Consider the following 15,188-nt stretch of genomic DNA (forward strand, 5'->3'; position numbering starts at 1 on the left):
TTGAAAAGCTGGGCCCTGGTCCACGGAATCACTGACATGGATTTCAATGATTCAGCGGATAAGCCGTTTGTCACAGTCTGCTGCATTGCAACAGAACTCGCAAGACTGCAAACACCGACTCAGCAGTCGCTTCATTCAGTACCACCATGCAGGGGTCGGGGCGCGAGCCTTAGTGCGCCTCCTCCCAATTGGTCCCGCTTCCCACTTCCGCCACCAATGGCACGCGCAGTTCAGCGACCGAGCACATCAGCTCGGGCAGCCGCACCTTCACCAGCTCCAGCTCGTCCTGCGGCACTTCCAGCACGAGTTCATCGTGCACCTGCATGATCTGGCGCGTTTGCAGCTTGTCGCGCTCCAGCCAGCCCTGCACCGCGATCATCGACAGCTTGATCAGGTCCGCCGCCGTGCCCTGCATCGGCGCATTGATCGCTGCGCGCTCCGCCGCCTGCCGGCGCGGGCCGCTGCCGCCGTTGATGTCGGGCAGCCACAGGCGGCGGCCGAACACGGTTTCGACATAGCCTTGCTCGCGCGCGGTCTGCCGCGTTTCTTCCATGTAGTGGGCCACGCCCGGATAGCGCATGAAGTAGCGATCGATATAGTGCTTGGCGGCTTCGCGCTCGATGCCGAGGTTGCTGGCGAGGCCAAACGCGCTCATGCCATAGATCAGGCCGAAGTTGATCACCTTGGCGTAGCGGCGCTGCTCGCTGCTGACGGCGTCGCGCTCCACGCCGAAGATCTCGGCGGCGGTCGCACGGTGGATGTCCTCGCCATTGGCGAAGGCGCGCAGCAGGTTCTCGTCGCCCGAGATATGCGCCATGATGCGCAGCTCGATCTGCGAATAGTCGGCCGACACGATCACGTTGCCCGGCGCGGCGATGAACGCCTCGCGGATGCGCCGTCCTTCTTCAGTACGCACCGGGATGTTCTGCAGGTTCGGATCGGTCGACGCAAGCCGGCCGGTGACGGCGGTGGCCTGTCCGTAGCTGGTATGCACGCGGCCAGTGTTCGCGTTGACCATCTTCGGCAGCTTGTCCGTGTAGGTCGACTTGAGCTTGGCCAGGCCGCGGTAGTCGAGCAGCAGCTTCGGCAGCGGATAGTCTTCCGCCAGCTTCTGCAGCACCTCTTCATCGGTGGACGGTGCGCCGCTGGCAGTCTTCTTGACCACCGGCAGCTTCATCTGGTTGAACAGGATCTCGCCGATCTGCTTCGGCGATCCCAGGTTGAACGGCTGGCCGGCCGCACTGTATGCGGCCTGCTCCAGCTCGAGCATGCGCTGCCCGAGTTCGGCGCTTTGCGTCGCCAGGCGCTCCGAATCGATCAGCACGCCGTTGCGCTCGATCTTCTGCAGCACCACCGAGACCGGGATCTCGATTTCGCTGTACACGCGATGCAGTCCCGGCGCGGCCTCGACCTGCGGATACATCTTGCGGTGCAGGCGCAGCGTCACGTCGGCATCTTCGGCGGCATACTCGGTCGCGCGCACCAGGTCGATCTGGTCAAAGCCGATCTGGTTCGCGCCCTTGCCGCAGACTTCCTCGTACGTGATCGTCTTCAGGCTGAGCAGGCGCTCGGCCAGGCTGTCCATGCCGTGATTGCGGTGCGATGCCAGCACGTAGCTTTCGAGCATGGTGTCATGCGCGATGCCGCGCAGCGTCACGCCATGGTTGGCAAATACGTGCGAGTCGTACTTGATGTGCTGGCCGAGCTTGGCGCGCCCGGCATCCTCGAGCCAGGCCCGCATGCGCTCGAGCACGAACTCACGCGACAGCTGGCCGTGGTTTTCCAGTCCGGCGACATCCGGCCCGCGGTGCCCCACCGGGATATAGCAGGCTTCACCCGGCTCGACCGACAGCGAGATGCCGACCAGTTGCGCCTGCATCGGGTCGAGCGAGGTGGTTTCAGTATCGATGGCCACCAGCGATGCGGCTTCGATGCGCTGCATCCAGGCTTCAAACGCGGTCTCGGTCGTCACGCTTTCATAGCGGATCTCGGTCGGCACGGTCTCGGCGTGCTCGGCTGCCGCCGGGGCAGCTGGCGTCTCCATATCGAAGAGTCCGCCTTGCGCCGGGGCTGGCGCCGGTGCCGCAGCGCGGGCACGCGCCTGGGCGCGCGGGTCGGGCAGGCGTTCGCCGGTCAGTTCGCGCAGCCAGGTCTTGAAGCCGTACTTCGAGAAGAACTCGACCAGCTTCTCCTTGTCCTCGCCCACTTCCTTCAGCGCATGGAAGTCGGCCACCGCATCGCTCAGGTCGCAATCGGTCTTTACGGTCACCAGCGTGCGCGCCATCGGCAGCCAGTCGAGCGTGTTGCGCAGGTTCTCGCCCACCACGCCCTTGATGCCGGCGGCGCCCGCCATGATGGCGTCGAGGGTGCCATACTCGGTCAGCCACTTCACGGCGGTCTTGGGCCCGACTTTCGGCACGCCCGGGACATTGTCGACGGCATCGCCGATCAGCGACAGGTAGTCGACGATGCGCTCGGGCGGCACGCCGAACTTGCTGTTTACGCCAGCGGGATCGAGCACTTCGCCGCTCATGGTGTTGACCAGCGTGACGTGGCCGTCGACCAGCTGCGCGAGATCCTTGTCGCCAGTGGACACGACGGTTCGCACGCCCTGCTCCGTGGCCTGGCGGGCGAGCGTGCCGATCACGTCGTCCGCCTCCACGCCGTCGACCATGACGATCGGCCAGCCCAGCGCGCGTACCGCCTCGTGGATCGGCCCGATCTGCTTCGCCAGGTCTTCCGGCATGGAAGGCCGGTGTTCCTTGTAGGCGGGATAGAGATCGTCGCGGAAGGTCTTGCCCTTTGCGTCGAACACGCAGGCGCTATACTCTGCCGGGTAATCGCTGCGCAGCTTGCGCAGCATGTTGATCATGCCGTAGATTGCCCCTGTGGGCAGACCCTCTCCATTGCGCAGGTCCGGCAGGGCGTGATACGCGCGATACAAATAGCTCGATCCGTCGACGAGCAAGAGTGTTTTTGGACTATCCGACATTCCCATGGACTCAAAATTGACTGGTGCCGCCGCAGGCGGTGCTTCGACCGCCCCCCTTGCTGACCCGGATGTTTCCGATATTTCCGGCGATACCGTACAACCGCCGCCGGAAGCTGCTGCCGAACATGCCGCGGCCGTAGCCGCTGCCGCCGACGCGGCCGCTGCGGGGCATCCCGCGGAGGCACCGGCCGACGGCGCAGGCGCGCCCGGCTCGCGCGCCAATCCGCGCAAGATGATTCCCAGCCTGCGTGCGCTGGCCGACGAAGATCGCGCTACGGCAAAGAAGGCGCGCGCCTCGTGGCAAATGTTCACGATTATGGCAGAGTTCATCGAGGCCACCGAGTACCTGTCGGAGATCCGCCCCGCGGTCTCGATCTACGGCAGCGCGCGTCTGCGCGAGGATTCGCCGTATTACCAGCGCACCATTGAAATCGCACGCCTGTTCTCGGATGCCGGCTTTGCCGTGATCTCCGGCGGCGGCCCCGGCATCATGGAAGCAGCCAACAAGGGTGCCCACGCCGGCAAGTCGGCCAGCGTCGGCCTCAATATCGAACTGCCGCACGAACAGCAGGGCAATCCATACCAGGACATTGCCATGCGCTTCCGCCACTTCTTCACGCGCAAGGTCACCTTCGTCAAGAACTCCGACGCCTTCATCGTGATGCCGGGCGGCTTCGGCACGCTCGACGAGCTGGCCGAGGTGCTGACGCTGGTCCAGACCGGCAAGTCGCGTTCGGTGCCCGTGGTGATGTTCGGCAGCCGTTTCTGGAAAGGCCTGCTGGACTGGTTCCGCTTCACGCTGCTGCCGATGGGCCTGATCGCCGAGCACGACCTTGACTTGATGAAGATCGTGGATGAGCCGCACGAAGTGCTGGAAGCGGTCTATGAGTATTACGAGCAGCGTGGCGGCGACAAGCCGATTCCGCCCAAGGAAGAGATGTTCTATCTGTAAGTCCAGGCCGGCAGCGGGAGCAAGCTCTTCTGCCGGGCCGGCTGTGCACCGTTGTTCAGGTGCCCCACGGGGCACCGCAGCGGCCCGCTTACGGCAGGAATTGCTAGAATGGAACCTGTCCGTCTGCCAAGCCCGGCGCCGCCGGGTTGCAGCCAACGCCCCAATTCGCCGCACAGCACGCCCCGCCCTGCTGTGCCGCACAGGAGCCCCTGATGAACTCCTCCTCCTATCTGCCTGCCGCCAATGCGGAAGAGCCGCCTGCCGCCGTGCCGGCTCATCTGCTGACGGTAGCCGCTGCCGCGCTGGCGCTGGCCATGCCCGGCCTGCTGATGGCGCAGACCGGCCAGGAAAGCAATGCCCTGACCCAGCAGGAACTGAACCAGATCAACAACCAGCCGATCGCCCCGGCCGCCAAGACGCAACTCAACCAGCCGCGCCAGCCGAGCTTCCAGCTCAATGAGCGCGACGGCACCCAGGTTCGCGAATTCCGCAACAAAGGCCAGGCGACCGATATCCAGGTCAAGTCGGGCTTTGGCACCAAGTACCAGATGAGCAAGCCGGAAGACAGCTCGCCCAAGATCCGCGATCACGACGTCAACCGCGTGCCGTCGGTCAACCTGCAGTTCTGAATCTGATTTCCCACGGCCGGCAGTGCAAGCTGCCGGGCCGCGCCGGCCCTCCGGCAGTCTTGCCGCGGCGGCGGACACTATTTTGCCGCCGCTTTCCGTTTCGCTTCAAACAACGAGTATGGCCGTATTCACCACGGTCTCGCAGGACGAGATCGCCAGCTGGCTGCTTGATTTCGACCTAGGCGAAGTGCGCGAACTGCGCGGCATCGCCTCGGGCATCGAAAACAGCAATTTCTTTCTGACCATGGAGCAGGATGGCCACGTACGCGAGTACGTGCTGACCATCTTCGAGCGCCTGTCTTTCACGCAACTGCCGTATTACCTGTACCTGATGGCGCATCTGGCCGAACGCGGCATCAGCGTGCCGGCACCGATCCCGGCCCGCGACGGCGAGATCCTGCGCGCGCTCAAGGGCAAGCCGGCCACGATCGTCACCCGCCTGCCGGGCGCCTCGCAGCTGGCGCCGGATGCCGAGCACTGCGGCCAGGTCGGCGACATGCTCGCACGCATGCACCTGGCCGGACAGGACTATCCGCGCCAGCAGCCCAACCTGCGCAGCCTGCCGTGGTGGCGCCAGACCGAGAGCGAGATCGTGCCGTTCCTGGACGCGGCGCAACGCGGCTTGCTCCAACAGGAAATCGCCCACCAGACTGCTTTCTTCGGCAGCGCGGACTACGCGGCGCTGCCGGGCGGCCCGTGCCATTGCGACCTGTTCCGCGACAACGTGCTGTTCGAGGAGGACGGCACCGGGCATCACCGCCTGGGCGGCTTCTTCGATTTCTACTTCGCCGGCAACGACAAGTGGCTGTTCGACCTGGCCGTGACCGTCAATGACTGGTGCATCGACCTGGCCACTGGCGAGCTGGACGCCGCGCGTGCGCAGGCACTGTTGCGGGCCTATCATGCCGTCAGGCCGCTCGGCGCGATCGAGGCCGCGCACTGGCAGGACATGCTGCGCGCGGGCGCCCTGCGCTTCTGGGTATCCCGGCTGTGGGATTTCTACCTGCCGCGCGAGGCCGACATGCTCCAGCCGCATGATCCGACCCATTTCGAACGCATCCTGCGCCGGCGAATTGACGTAAAGTCGGACGCCGCCGCGCTCCCCTGGATCTGATCCGTATGCAACTACTGGAAGTCCCCGCCAAGGAAGGCTATGTCTGGTTCCGCCAGGGTATCTGGCTGTTCCGCAAGAATCCGCTCGCCTTCCTGATGCTGCTGTTTATCTACCTGATCGCCGCACAGCTGGCCATCTTCGTGCCGCTGATCGGCATCATCGCGCTGCTGGTGGTCACGCCGGGGCTGTCCGTCGGTGTCATGACCGCATGCCGGGAGGTGATCCAGAACAAGCGAGTCCTGCCCACCATACTGCTGGCAGGGTTCCGCACCAACGGCAAGGAAGCCACGCGCAACCTGCTGGTGCTGGGCGGCATCTATGCCGGACTGGTATTCCTGCTGAGCCTGATCGCCGGCTCGCTGGTGGACATGAGCGCCCTGCTGCCGATCCTGCTGAAGGAAGAAGCGCCTTCGGCCGAGGCGGTGCGGCAGCTCTACTACGCGCTGCTGATCGGCGCGATGCTCTATACGCCGATCGCCATGATGTTCTGGTTCGCGCCATTGCTGGCGGCCTGGCACGGCGTGCCGCCGGTCAAGGCGCTGTTCTTCAGCTGGACGGCGTGCTGGCGCAACCGCGGCGCGTTCTTCACCTACGTGGTGCTGTTCGCCGTGTTGCTGGTGGCGATCCCGTTCTTCCTCGAAGCCGTGTTCAGCGCCTTTGGCGCTGAAACCGTGCTGTCTTTCCTGGTCACGCCGTATTCGCTGCTGATGCTGGCGATCCTCTATTGCTCGTTCTACGCGACCTACCGAGGCTGCTTCAACGTGGCACCGCCGGGCGCGGAACCCGCCGCGTCGGCATGACGTCCGCGGCCGCGGCGGCACAACCGCCACGGCCGGCCGGCGCGATCAGTTGATCGGATCGAGCTTGGCCACCGACAGCGCCAGCCACTTGGCGCCGTGGCGCTTGAATTTGATGTTGGCCCGGGCATCCGCCCCGTCGCCTTCCAGCGCGGTGATCACCCCTTCGCCGAACTTGTTGTGGAACACTTCCTGTCCCACACGAAATCCCGTTCCGGCCTCGCGCTTCGCATCGGCATAGCCGTTGCCGGTATCCATGCCACCGGTCGGCTTGTTGCCTGAATACGGCACATCCTCCGGCTTGCGGAACCAGTCGCGGCCCCATCCGGTGTCTTGCTGCTTGCGGCTGCTGACGTAGCTCTGCGCCGGCGGCGTCAGCCATTTCATCGACTCTTCAGGCAGCTCCTCGAAGAAGCGCGAGCGCACGTGGTAGCGCATCTGGCCGTGCAGCACGCGGCTCTGGGCAAAGGACAGGTACAGCCGCTCGCGCGCACGCGTGATCGCCACGTACATCAGACGTCGCTCTTCCTCGAGCCCATCCAGCTCCATCGCGCTGTTCTCGTGCGGGAACAGCCCCTCTTCCAGCCCGGTGATGAACACCACGTTGAACTCCAGGCCCTTGGCCGCGTGCACGGTCATCATCTGCACCGCGTCCTGTCCGGCCTGGGCCTGGTTGTCGCCAGCCTCCAGCGAGGCGTGCGTGAGGAACGCCACCAGCGGCGTCATCACCACCGGTAGCGCCTCCGGGTCCAGCACCTGCTGGGCCTGGTCGCCCTCTGCTAGCTGCGGCACGGCCTGCGCCGCGCGGGATTCGAAGCCGACCGGGATCACCGAGGCCAGTGCTTCCAGCCCATAGCCCTCTTCCACGACAAAGGCCTGCGCCGCGGTCACCAGCTCCTGCAGGTTCTCGATGCGGTCCTGGCCTTCCTTCTCGCCGTGGTAATGCGTGATCAGGCCGCTGGTGTTGGTTACGTACTCGACCACCTCGGCCAGCGTCATGCGGCGCGTCTCGGCGCGCATCTGCTCGATCAGGCGGACGAACGCCGCCAGCTTGCTGCCCGCCGCGCCGGGCACATAGGCCACGGCCTCGGCCAACGAGCAGTTGTACTGGCGCGCGGCATCCTGCAGTTGCTCCAGCGAGCGCGCACCAATGCCGCGCGCGGGAAAGTTCACCACACGGCCGAAGGCGGCGTCGTTGCGCGGGTTCTCCAGCAACTGCAGGTAGGCCAGCGCGTGCTTGATTTCGGCGCGTTCGAAGAAGCGCAGGCCGCCGTACACGCGGTACGGAATGCTGGCCGAGAACAGCGCGTGCTCGATCACGCGCGACTGCGCATTGCTGCGGTACAGGATGGCGATCTCGGACCGCGTCATGCCCTGCGCAATCTGGTCGCGGATTTCCTCGACCATCCACGCGGCCTCCTGGCCGTCCGAGCCCGCCTGGAACACCCGCACCGGCTCGCCGTGGCCGGCGTCGGTGCGCAGGTTCTTGCCCAGGCGGCGCGCGTTGTGCGAGATCAGGTGGTTGGCCGAGTCGAGGATGTGCCCGTGCGAGCGGTAGTTCTGCTCCAGCTTGATCATCCGGCGCACGCGGAACTCATGCTCGAAATCGCGCATATTGCCGACGTTCGCGCCGCGGAAGGCATAGATGCTCTGGTCGTCGTCGCCCACCGCGAACACTGCCGCCGGATTCTGCGTGCCGTATCCCGCCAGCAGCTTGAGCCACTGGTACTGCAGCACGTTGGTGTCCTGGAACTCGTCGACCAGCACATGGCGGAAGCGGTGCTGGTAGTGCTGGCGGATTGCGTCGTTGTAGCGCAGCAGCTCATAGCAGCGCAGCAGCAGCTCGGCAAAATCCACCACGCCTTCGCGCTGGCACTGCATGTCGTAGGCAGCGTAGAGGTCGACGAAGCGCTTATTGAAATCGTCGTTGGCCTCCACGTCGGCCGGCCGCAGGCCCTGCTCCTTGGCATTGTTGATGAAGTACTGGAGGTTCTTGGCCGGGTACTTCTCGTCGTCCACGTTGAGCGACTTCAGCAGCCGCTTGATGGCCGAAAGCTGGTCCTGGCTGTCCAGAATGGCAAAGGTCTGCGGCAGTCCCGCGTCACGGAAATGCGCGCGCAGCATGCGGTTGCACAGGCCGTGGAAGGTGCCGATCCACATGCCGCGCGTATTGATCGGCAGCATCGACGACAGCCGCGTCTGCATTTCCTTGGCGGCCTTGTTGGTAAAGGTCACCGCCAGGATGCCCGCCGGCGAGACCCGGCCGTTCTGGATCAGCCAGGCGATGCGCGTGGTCAGCACGCGCGTCTTGCCGCTGCCGGCGCCCGCCAGGATCAGTGCCGGTTCGTCCGGCAGGGTAACGGCGGCTAGTTGTTCGGCGTTCAGGTTGGCAAGCAGGTCGGACATCGGAGGGCCTTGTGGATTGGCGCCAATTATACCGGCGGGCCCTGTCCTGCAAGTCACATCTGGGCGGCGCCGGCGGGCGGAAATAGGCACCGGCCAGTCGCCCCCCGTATAATTTGACGTTTTACTGGCGCAATGCCGGCCGCCGTCGGCCGCCGCCCCGCCAGGCGCAGGCCGAAGCATCCTGCGACGACCCCCGACGCCAACATCGACATCCCCAGCATGACCGCCCAAGACCAGTCCCTTGCCAAGAGCTTCGAACCCGCCGCCATCGAGGCGAAATGGGGCCCCGAGTGGGAGAAGCGCGGCATCGCCAGGCCGACCTTCGACCCGGCCCGCCCCGATTTCGCGATCCAGCTGCCGCCGCCGAATGTGACCGGCACGCTGCACATGGGCCACGCGTTCAACCAGACCATCATGGACGGCCTGACGCGTCACGCACGCATGTCGGGCGCCAATACGCTGTGGGTCCCCGGCACCGACCACGCCGGCATCGCCACGCAGATCGTGGTGGAGCGCCAGCTCGAGGGCCAGGGCGTATCGCGCCATGACCTCGGCCGCGAGAAGTTCACCGAGAAGGTGTGGGCCTGGAAGGAAGAATCGGGCTCGACCATCACGCGGCAGGTGCGCCGCATGGGCGCCTCGATCGACTGGAGCCGCGAGTACTTCACGATGTCGCCCGAGATGTCGAAGGCGGTCACCGAAGTCTTCGTGCGCCTGTACGAACAGGGCCTGATCTACCGCGGCAAGCGCCTGGTCAACTGGGATCCGGTGCTGGGCACGGCCGTCTCGGACCTCGAAGTGGAGAACGTCGAGGAAGAAGGCTGGCTGTGGCACATCCACTATCCGCTGGTCGAGGCGGATACCAAGGCCGGCCTGACCTACCTGACCGTTGCCACCACCCGCCCGGAAACCATGCTGGGCGACGTGGCCGTGATGGTCCACCCGGAAGACGAGCGCTATGCGCACCTGATCGGCAAGTTCGTGCACCTGCCGCTGACGGGCCGCCAGATCCCGGTCATTGCCGACGAATACGTCGACCGCGAATTCGGCACCGGCGTGGTCAAGGTGACCCCGGGCCACGACTTCAACGACTATGCCGTCGGCCAGCGCCACAACCTGCCGCAACTGTCGATCCTGACATTGGACGCGAAGATCGTCGCCGATGCGCCCGCCGCGTACGCCGGCCTCGACCGCTTCGACGCGCGCCGGGCGATCGTTTCCGACCTGGAAGAACAAGGCCTGCTGGCCGAGGTCAAGAAGCACAAGCTGATGACGCCGCGCAGCGAGCGCACCGGCAGCGCGATCGAGCCGATGCTGACCGACCAGTGGTTCGTCGCCATGAGCAAGCCGGCGCCGGAAGGCACCTACTACCCGGGCCGCTCGATCGCCGAAGTGGCGCTCGAGGCCGTGCAGAGCGGCGAGATCAAGCTGGTGCCCGAAAACTGGATCAGCACCTACAACCAGTGGCTGGGCAATATCCAGGACTGGTGCATCTCGCGCCAGCTGTGGTGGGGCCACCAGATCCCGGCCTGGTACGACGATGCCGGCAGCTGCTTCGTGGCGCGCACGGAAGAGGAAGCTGCCGCAAAGGCCAGGGCCGCCGGGAGCACCGGCGCCCTGCGCCGCGAGGACGATGTGCTCGACACCTGGTTCTCGTCGGCGCTGGTGCCCTTCTCCTCGCTGGGCTGGCCGGAAGAGACGCCCGAGATGCAGCATTTCCTGCCGTCGTCGGTGCTGGTCACCGGCTACGACATCATCTTCTTCTGGGTGGCGCGCATGGTCATGATGACCAAGCACTTCACCGGCAAGGTGCCCTTCCATACCGTCTACGTGCACGGCCTGGTGCGCGATTCGGAAGGCAAGAAGATGAGCAAGTCCGAGGGCAATACACTCGATCCGGTCGACCTGATCGACGGCATCGACCTCGATACGCTGCTGCAGAAGCGCACCACCGGCCTGCGCCGCCCGAAGGACGCGCCCAAGATCGAGAAAAAGACGAAGAAGGAATTCCCCGAGGGCATACCCGCCTTTGGCGCCGACGCGCTGCGCTTCACCTTCGCCTCGCTGGCCACGCTCGGCCGCAACATCAACTTCGACACCGGCCGCTGCGAGGGCTACCGCAACTTCTGCAACAAGCTGTGGAACGCGACCCGCTTCGTGCTGATGAACACCGAAGGCCACGACTGCGGCATGGGCCCGTGCAGCAATGACTGCGGTCCGGACGGCTACCTGCACTTCTCGCAGGCCGACCGCTGGATCGTTTCGCTGCTGCAGCGCGTGGAAGCCGAAGTCGAGAAGGGCTTTGCCGAATACCGCTTCGACAACATCGCCAGCGCGATCTACAAGTTCGTCTGGGACGAGTACTGCGACTGGTACCTGGAGCTGGCGAAGGTGCAGATCCAGACGGGCACCGAAGCCCAGCAACGCGCTACCCGCCGCACGCTGCTGCGCGTGCTGGAAACCGTGCTGCGCCTGGCCCATCCGATCATCCCGTTCATCACCGAGGAACTGTGGCAGAAGGTGGCCCCGCTGGCCGGCCGCGCCAAGGGCGATGGCAGCGAGACCCTCGCGCTGCAGGACTATCCCTTGCCTGCCCTGGCCAAGATCGATGAGGCGTCCGAGCAATGGGTCGCCCAGCTCAAGGCCGTGGTCGATGCCTGCCGCAACCTGCGTGGCGAAATGAGCATCTCGCCGGCGCAGCGCATTCCGCTCTATGCCCAGGGCGACAGCGAATTCCTGAAGGCTGCCAGCGCACATATCCAGGCGCTGGCGAAACTTTCGGAGGTGCGCGTATTCGAAGACGAGAGCACCCTGCAGGCCGAAGGTGCCGGCGCTCCGGTTGCCATCGTCGGCGGCAACCACCTGATGCTGAAGATCGAAATCGACGTCGCCGCCGAGCGGGCGCGGCTGTCGAAGGAAATCGAACGCATCGGCGGCGAGATCGGCAAGTGCCGCGGCAAGCTCTCCAATGAAAGCTTTGTTGCCAAGGCGCCACCCGCCGTGGTGGCGCAGGAGACACAGCGTCTGTCGGATTTCGAACAGACGCTGACCAAGCTGCAGGATCAGTTGCAGCGCTTGCCTGCATAATCCGTCACAGCGGTCCGGTTTCGCGCCCCGTATAGGACGAAACCGGACAGACGGCACCCTCTGCATCCGGCAGGGTTGTGATTCAAACCCGAGAGGAACACCTGAAATGGAAAATCGCGTTACCAAGGCAGTCTTCCCGGTCGCGGGTCTGGGCACCCGCTTCCTTCCCGCCACCAAGGCAAGCCCCAAGGAAATGCTGCCGGTTGTGGACAAGCCCCTGATCCAGTATGCGGTGGAAGAAGCCATGGCCGCCGGCATTACCGAGATGATCTTCGTCACCGGCCGCTCCAAGCGTGCCATCGAGGATCATTTCGACAAGGCCTTCGAACTGGAAGTCGAGCTCGAAGCCAAGAACAAGCAGGCGCTGCTTGACGTGGTGCGTTCGATCAAGCCGGCCAACGTCGAGTGCTATTACGTGCGCCAGCCGGAAGCGCTCGGGCTCGGCCACGCCGTGCTGTGCGCGGCCAAGCTGGTCGGTGACACGCCGTTCGCGGTCATGCTGGCCGATGACCTGATCGACGGTGACCCGCCGGTGATGAAGCAGATGGTGGATACCTACAACCACTACAACTGCTCGGTGCTGGGCGTCGAGGAGATCACGCCGGAGCAGAGCCGTTCGTATGGGGTGATCGAGGGCCGCGAGTGGGAACCGGGCGTGATCAAGGTGTCGAACATCATCGAGAAGCCGGCGCCGGAAGACGCGCCGTCCAACCTCGGGGTGGTCGGCCGCTACATCCTGACGCCGCGCATCTTCGACCACCTGCGCGAACTGAAGCCGGGGGCCGGCGGCGAGTTCCAGCTGACCGACGGGATCCAGTCCCTGCTCAACCAGGAGCAGGTGCTGGCCTATCGCTACCAGGGCCGCCGCTATGACTGCGGCAGCAAGCTGGGCTACCTGAAGGCGACCGTGGAGTTCGCGCTGAAGCACCCGGAAGTCGGCCAGGAATTCAGCGCTTACCTGGAATCGCGCGAGCACCTGACGGGTCCCGCCTGATCCAGGCGCATCGCGCAGTCAAAGAAAAAGCCGCTTCGAGCGGCTTTTTCTGTCTGCGCAAGCCCGCGGTGTGCGGGTCAGCGGCGGCGCATGTAGAACACGAAAACCTTGTCGACTTCCTGGTGCGACAGCAGCTCATTGCCGGTCTGCTTGGCAAAGGCCTGGAAGTCGCGGGTTGCGCCCGGATCGGTGGCAAGCACTTTTAGCACATCGCCGCTGGCCATGTCCGCCAGTGCCTTCTTGGTGCGCAGGATCGGCAGCGGGCAGTTCAGGCCGCGCGCATCCACTTCTTTCTGGAACTCCATTCCTCTCTTCCTCGGTATCTGTGTTTGTTCTACAAGCGGTATTGTAGCGAACCGTTGACCAGGCTGAAGTCGTTCGGGCGACGCGGGTCCGGAATGTCCTCGCCGGTCTGCCGGTCGAAGAATCGCACCGGATAGCCGCGTGCATGTAGCCAGTCGGCGACAGCGAAGCCGGTGCCGGCCGACCAGATCCGCATGTCTTCCGGGGCCACCAGCTTGTACTCCGCCAACTCCTCTGACAGCGCGATGGTGCCGCTCGCCTTGACGTGATAGGCGATGATCAGCTCGTTCTTGCGCATGAACTCGTAGACGCCGATCAGGGAGACCGCCTCGGTATCGAGGTTGGTCTCCTCCTTCAGCTCGCGCGCCACGCCCAGCTCCGGCGTTTCGTCACGCTCGAGGAAGCCGGTCACCAGCGCAAACATCTTCTCCGGCCACGCGGCATTGCGCGCCAGCAGGAGCTTGTCCTCATATTCGACTACGGCCGCCAGCACGGGCAGCGGGTTGTTCCAGTGCACGAAGCCGCAGCCCTGCTCCACGCAGGCATGGCGCTCGCGCCCGGACAGCGGCAGCACTTCAAGCGGCGCGCCGCATTGCGGACAGAATCGATATTGCATTTGGGGGCTCCAGTGGGTCTGTTCTTTACAGGATCTGTCAGGCGCTGCAGGCCGCGCGCATGTCGGCCGCCAGTGCCTCGACCGTGGCCGGCTGCAGGTCCCACGAACACATGAAGCGGCAACCGCCGGCACCGATGAAGGTATAGAAGCGCCAGCCCTTCGCGCGCAGCGCCTCGATCGCAGGCAGCGGCAATTCGGCAAAGACCGCGTTCGACTCGGTCGGGAACATGATGCGCACGCCCGGAATATCGGCAATGCGCGATTGCAGCAGTTGCGCCATGGCATTGGCGTGGCGCGCGTTGGACAGCCAGACATCGTTTTCCAGCAGCCCGAGCCACGGCGCCGAGATAAAACGCATCTTCGATGCCAGCTGGCCCGCCTGCTTCACACGGTAGGCAAAATCTTCCGCCAGGCGGCGGTCGAAGAACACCACCGCCTCGCCGACCGGCAGTCCGTTCTTGGTGCCGCCGAAGCACAGCACGTCCACGCCGGCGCGCCAGGTGATCTCGGACGGATGCACGCCGAGCGAGGCCACCGCGTTGGCAAAGCGCGCGCCGTCCATATGCACGCGCAGCTGGCGGCGCTTGGCGATGGCGGCGATTGCCCGCACCTCGTCCACCGTGTAGACCGTGCCCACTTCGGTGGACTGCGTCAGCGACACCACTTTGGGCTTCGGATAGTGGATGTCGGAGCGGCGCGTGACCAGCGCCTCCACCGCATCCGGTGTCAGCTTGCCGTTGGCGCCCGGCGCGGTCAGCAGCTTGGAGCCGTTCGAGAAAAATTCCGGGCCGCCGCACTCGTCTGTCTCGATATGCGCCAGCTCGTGGCAGATCACCGAATGGTAGGACTGGCACAGCGCCGACAGCGCTAGCGAATTGGCCGCCGTGCCGTTGAACACGAAGAAGACTTCGCAGTCGGTCTGGAACAGGTCGCGGATGCGATCGCAGACCTTCTGCGTCCACGAGTCGTCGCCATAGGCCTGTTCGTGGCCGCTGGCATTGGCTTCCAGGAAGTACTTGAGCGATTCCGGGCAGAATCCGGCGTAGTTGTCCGAGGCGAAGTGCTGCATGGCGGCGGTCGGCGAATATGCGCTGGCTCTTACTTCTTGTCGGCCCACAGTTCGCCGCCGGTGGCCCAGTTCTCGCGCTTGATGTCGGTGATGATGATGTCCACGGCCGAAGCCGAACAGCCCAGTGCTTCGCAGGTGACGCGCGTCACCTCTTCGACCAGCTTGCGCTTCTGCTCAATGGTACGGCCTTCAAACAGCTCTACGTGAAAAGTCGGCATGCAATGCTCCT

General features: G+C 64.9%; 12 protein-coding genes. 6 read left to right on the top strand and 6 right to left on the bottom strand.

Annotation, left to right across the window (positions count from 1 at the left end; translation table 11 throughout):
• Positions 1-169: 169 nt before the first annotated feature.
• Positions 170-2,992: a DNA polymerase I gene (gene polA / locus RM96_RS30600; protein WP_039015488.1), complete on the bottom strand. Its 2,823-nt coding sequence runs from the start codon at positions 2,990-2,992 to the stop codon at positions 170-172.
• 4 nt (positions 2,993-2,996) lie between these two features.
• Here polA and RM96_RS30605 point away from each other — a divergent pair, with 4 nt between their 5' ends.
• From RM96_RS30605 to RM96_RS30620, 4 genes are all read left to right on the top strand, one after another.
• A complete protein-coding gene (locus RM96_RS30605; protein WP_238587478.1) occupies positions 2,997-3,944 on the top strand; it encodes a TIGR00730 family Rossman fold protein in 948 nt (315 codons plus the stop codon).
• A 212-nt stretch (positions 3,945-4,156) separates the two neighbouring features.
• Positions 4,157-4,573: a hypothetical protein gene (locus RM96_RS30610; RefSeq protein WP_039015489.1), complete on the top strand. Its 417-nt coding sequence runs from the start codon at positions 4,157-4,159 to the stop codon at positions 4,571-4,573.
• A gap of 118 nt (positions 4,574-4,691) precedes the next feature.
• Positions 4,692-5,687, top strand: coding sequence for a homoserine kinase (locus tag RM96_RS30615; protein ID WP_039015490.1), 996 nt, complete (start codon positions 4,692-4,694; stop codon positions 5,685-5,687).
• A 5-nt stretch (positions 5,688-5,692) separates the two neighbouring features.
• Positions 5,693-6,487, top strand: coding sequence for a BPSS1780 family membrane protein (locus RM96_RS30620; RefSeq protein ID WP_039015491.1), 795 nt, complete (start codon positions 5,693-5,695; stop codon positions 6,485-6,487).
• A gap of 45 nt (positions 6,488-6,532) precedes the next feature.
• On the opposite strand, the gene RM96_RS30625 is transcribed toward RM96_RS30620, so the two are convergent.
• The gene (locus RM96_RS30625; protein WP_039015492.1) at positions 6,533-8,890 is read right to left on the bottom strand and encodes a UvrD-helicase domain-containing protein; all 2,358 of its coding nucleotides are present in this window, start codon (positions 8,888-8,890) and stop codon (positions 6,533-6,535) included.
• A gap of 219 nt (positions 8,891-9,109) precedes the next feature.
• Here RM96_RS30625 and RM96_RS30630 point away from each other — a divergent pair, with 219 nt between their 5' ends.
• A complete protein-coding gene (locus RM96_RS30630; RefSeq protein WP_039015583.1) occupies positions 9,110-11,977 on the top strand; it encodes a valine--tRNA ligase in 2,868 nt (955 codons plus the stop codon).
• 106 nt (positions 11,978-12,083) lie between these two features.
• A complete protein-coding gene (gene galU / locus RM96_RS30635) occupies positions 12,084-12,971 on the top strand; it encodes a UTP--glucose-1-phosphate uridylyltransferase GalU (protein ID WP_039015493.1) in 888 nt (295 codons plus the stop codon).
• 77 nt (positions 12,972-13,048) lie between these two features.
• Here the strand turns inward: galU and RM96_RS30640 are convergent, their stop codons facing one another.
• Genes RM96_RS30640 through RM96_RS30655 form a run of 4 tightly spaced genes read right to left on the bottom strand, consistent with a single transcriptional unit; the run spans position 13,049 to position 15,177 of the window.
• Positions 13,049-13,276, bottom strand: a complete 228-nt coding sequence (locus RM96_RS30640; RefSeq protein WP_011297045.1) for a sulfurtransferase TusA family protein — start codon at positions 13,274-13,276, stop codon at positions 13,049-13,051.
• A 29-nt stretch (positions 13,277-13,305) separates the two neighbouring features.
• On the bottom strand, positions 13,306-13,890 hold the full coding sequence (locus RM96_RS30645; RefSeq protein WP_039015494.1) for an NUDIX domain-containing protein: 585 nt from the start codon (positions 13,888-13,890) through the stop codon (positions 13,306-13,308).
• 37 nt (positions 13,891-13,927) lie between these two features.
• Positions 13,928-14,959 (bottom strand): threonine aldolase family protein, encoded by a 1,032-nt coding sequence (locus tag RM96_RS30650; RefSeq protein ID WP_039015495.1) that lies wholly within the window; start codon positions 14,957-14,959, stop codon positions 13,928-13,930.
• A gap of 29 nt (positions 14,960-14,988) precedes the next feature.
• The gene (locus RM96_RS30655) at positions 14,989-15,177 is read right to left on the bottom strand and encodes a 4-oxalocrotonate tautomerase (protein WP_039015496.1); all 189 of its coding nucleotides are present in this window, start codon (positions 15,175-15,177) and stop codon (positions 14,989-14,991) included.
• Positions 15,178-15,188: the final 11 nt, after the last annotated feature.

The sequence above is a fragment of the Cupriavidus sp. IDO genome (assembly GCF_000812465.1).
In the GTDB taxonomy this organism is placed as follows: Bacteria; Pseudomonadota; Gammaproteobacteria; order Burkholderiales; family Burkholderiaceae; genus Cupriavidus.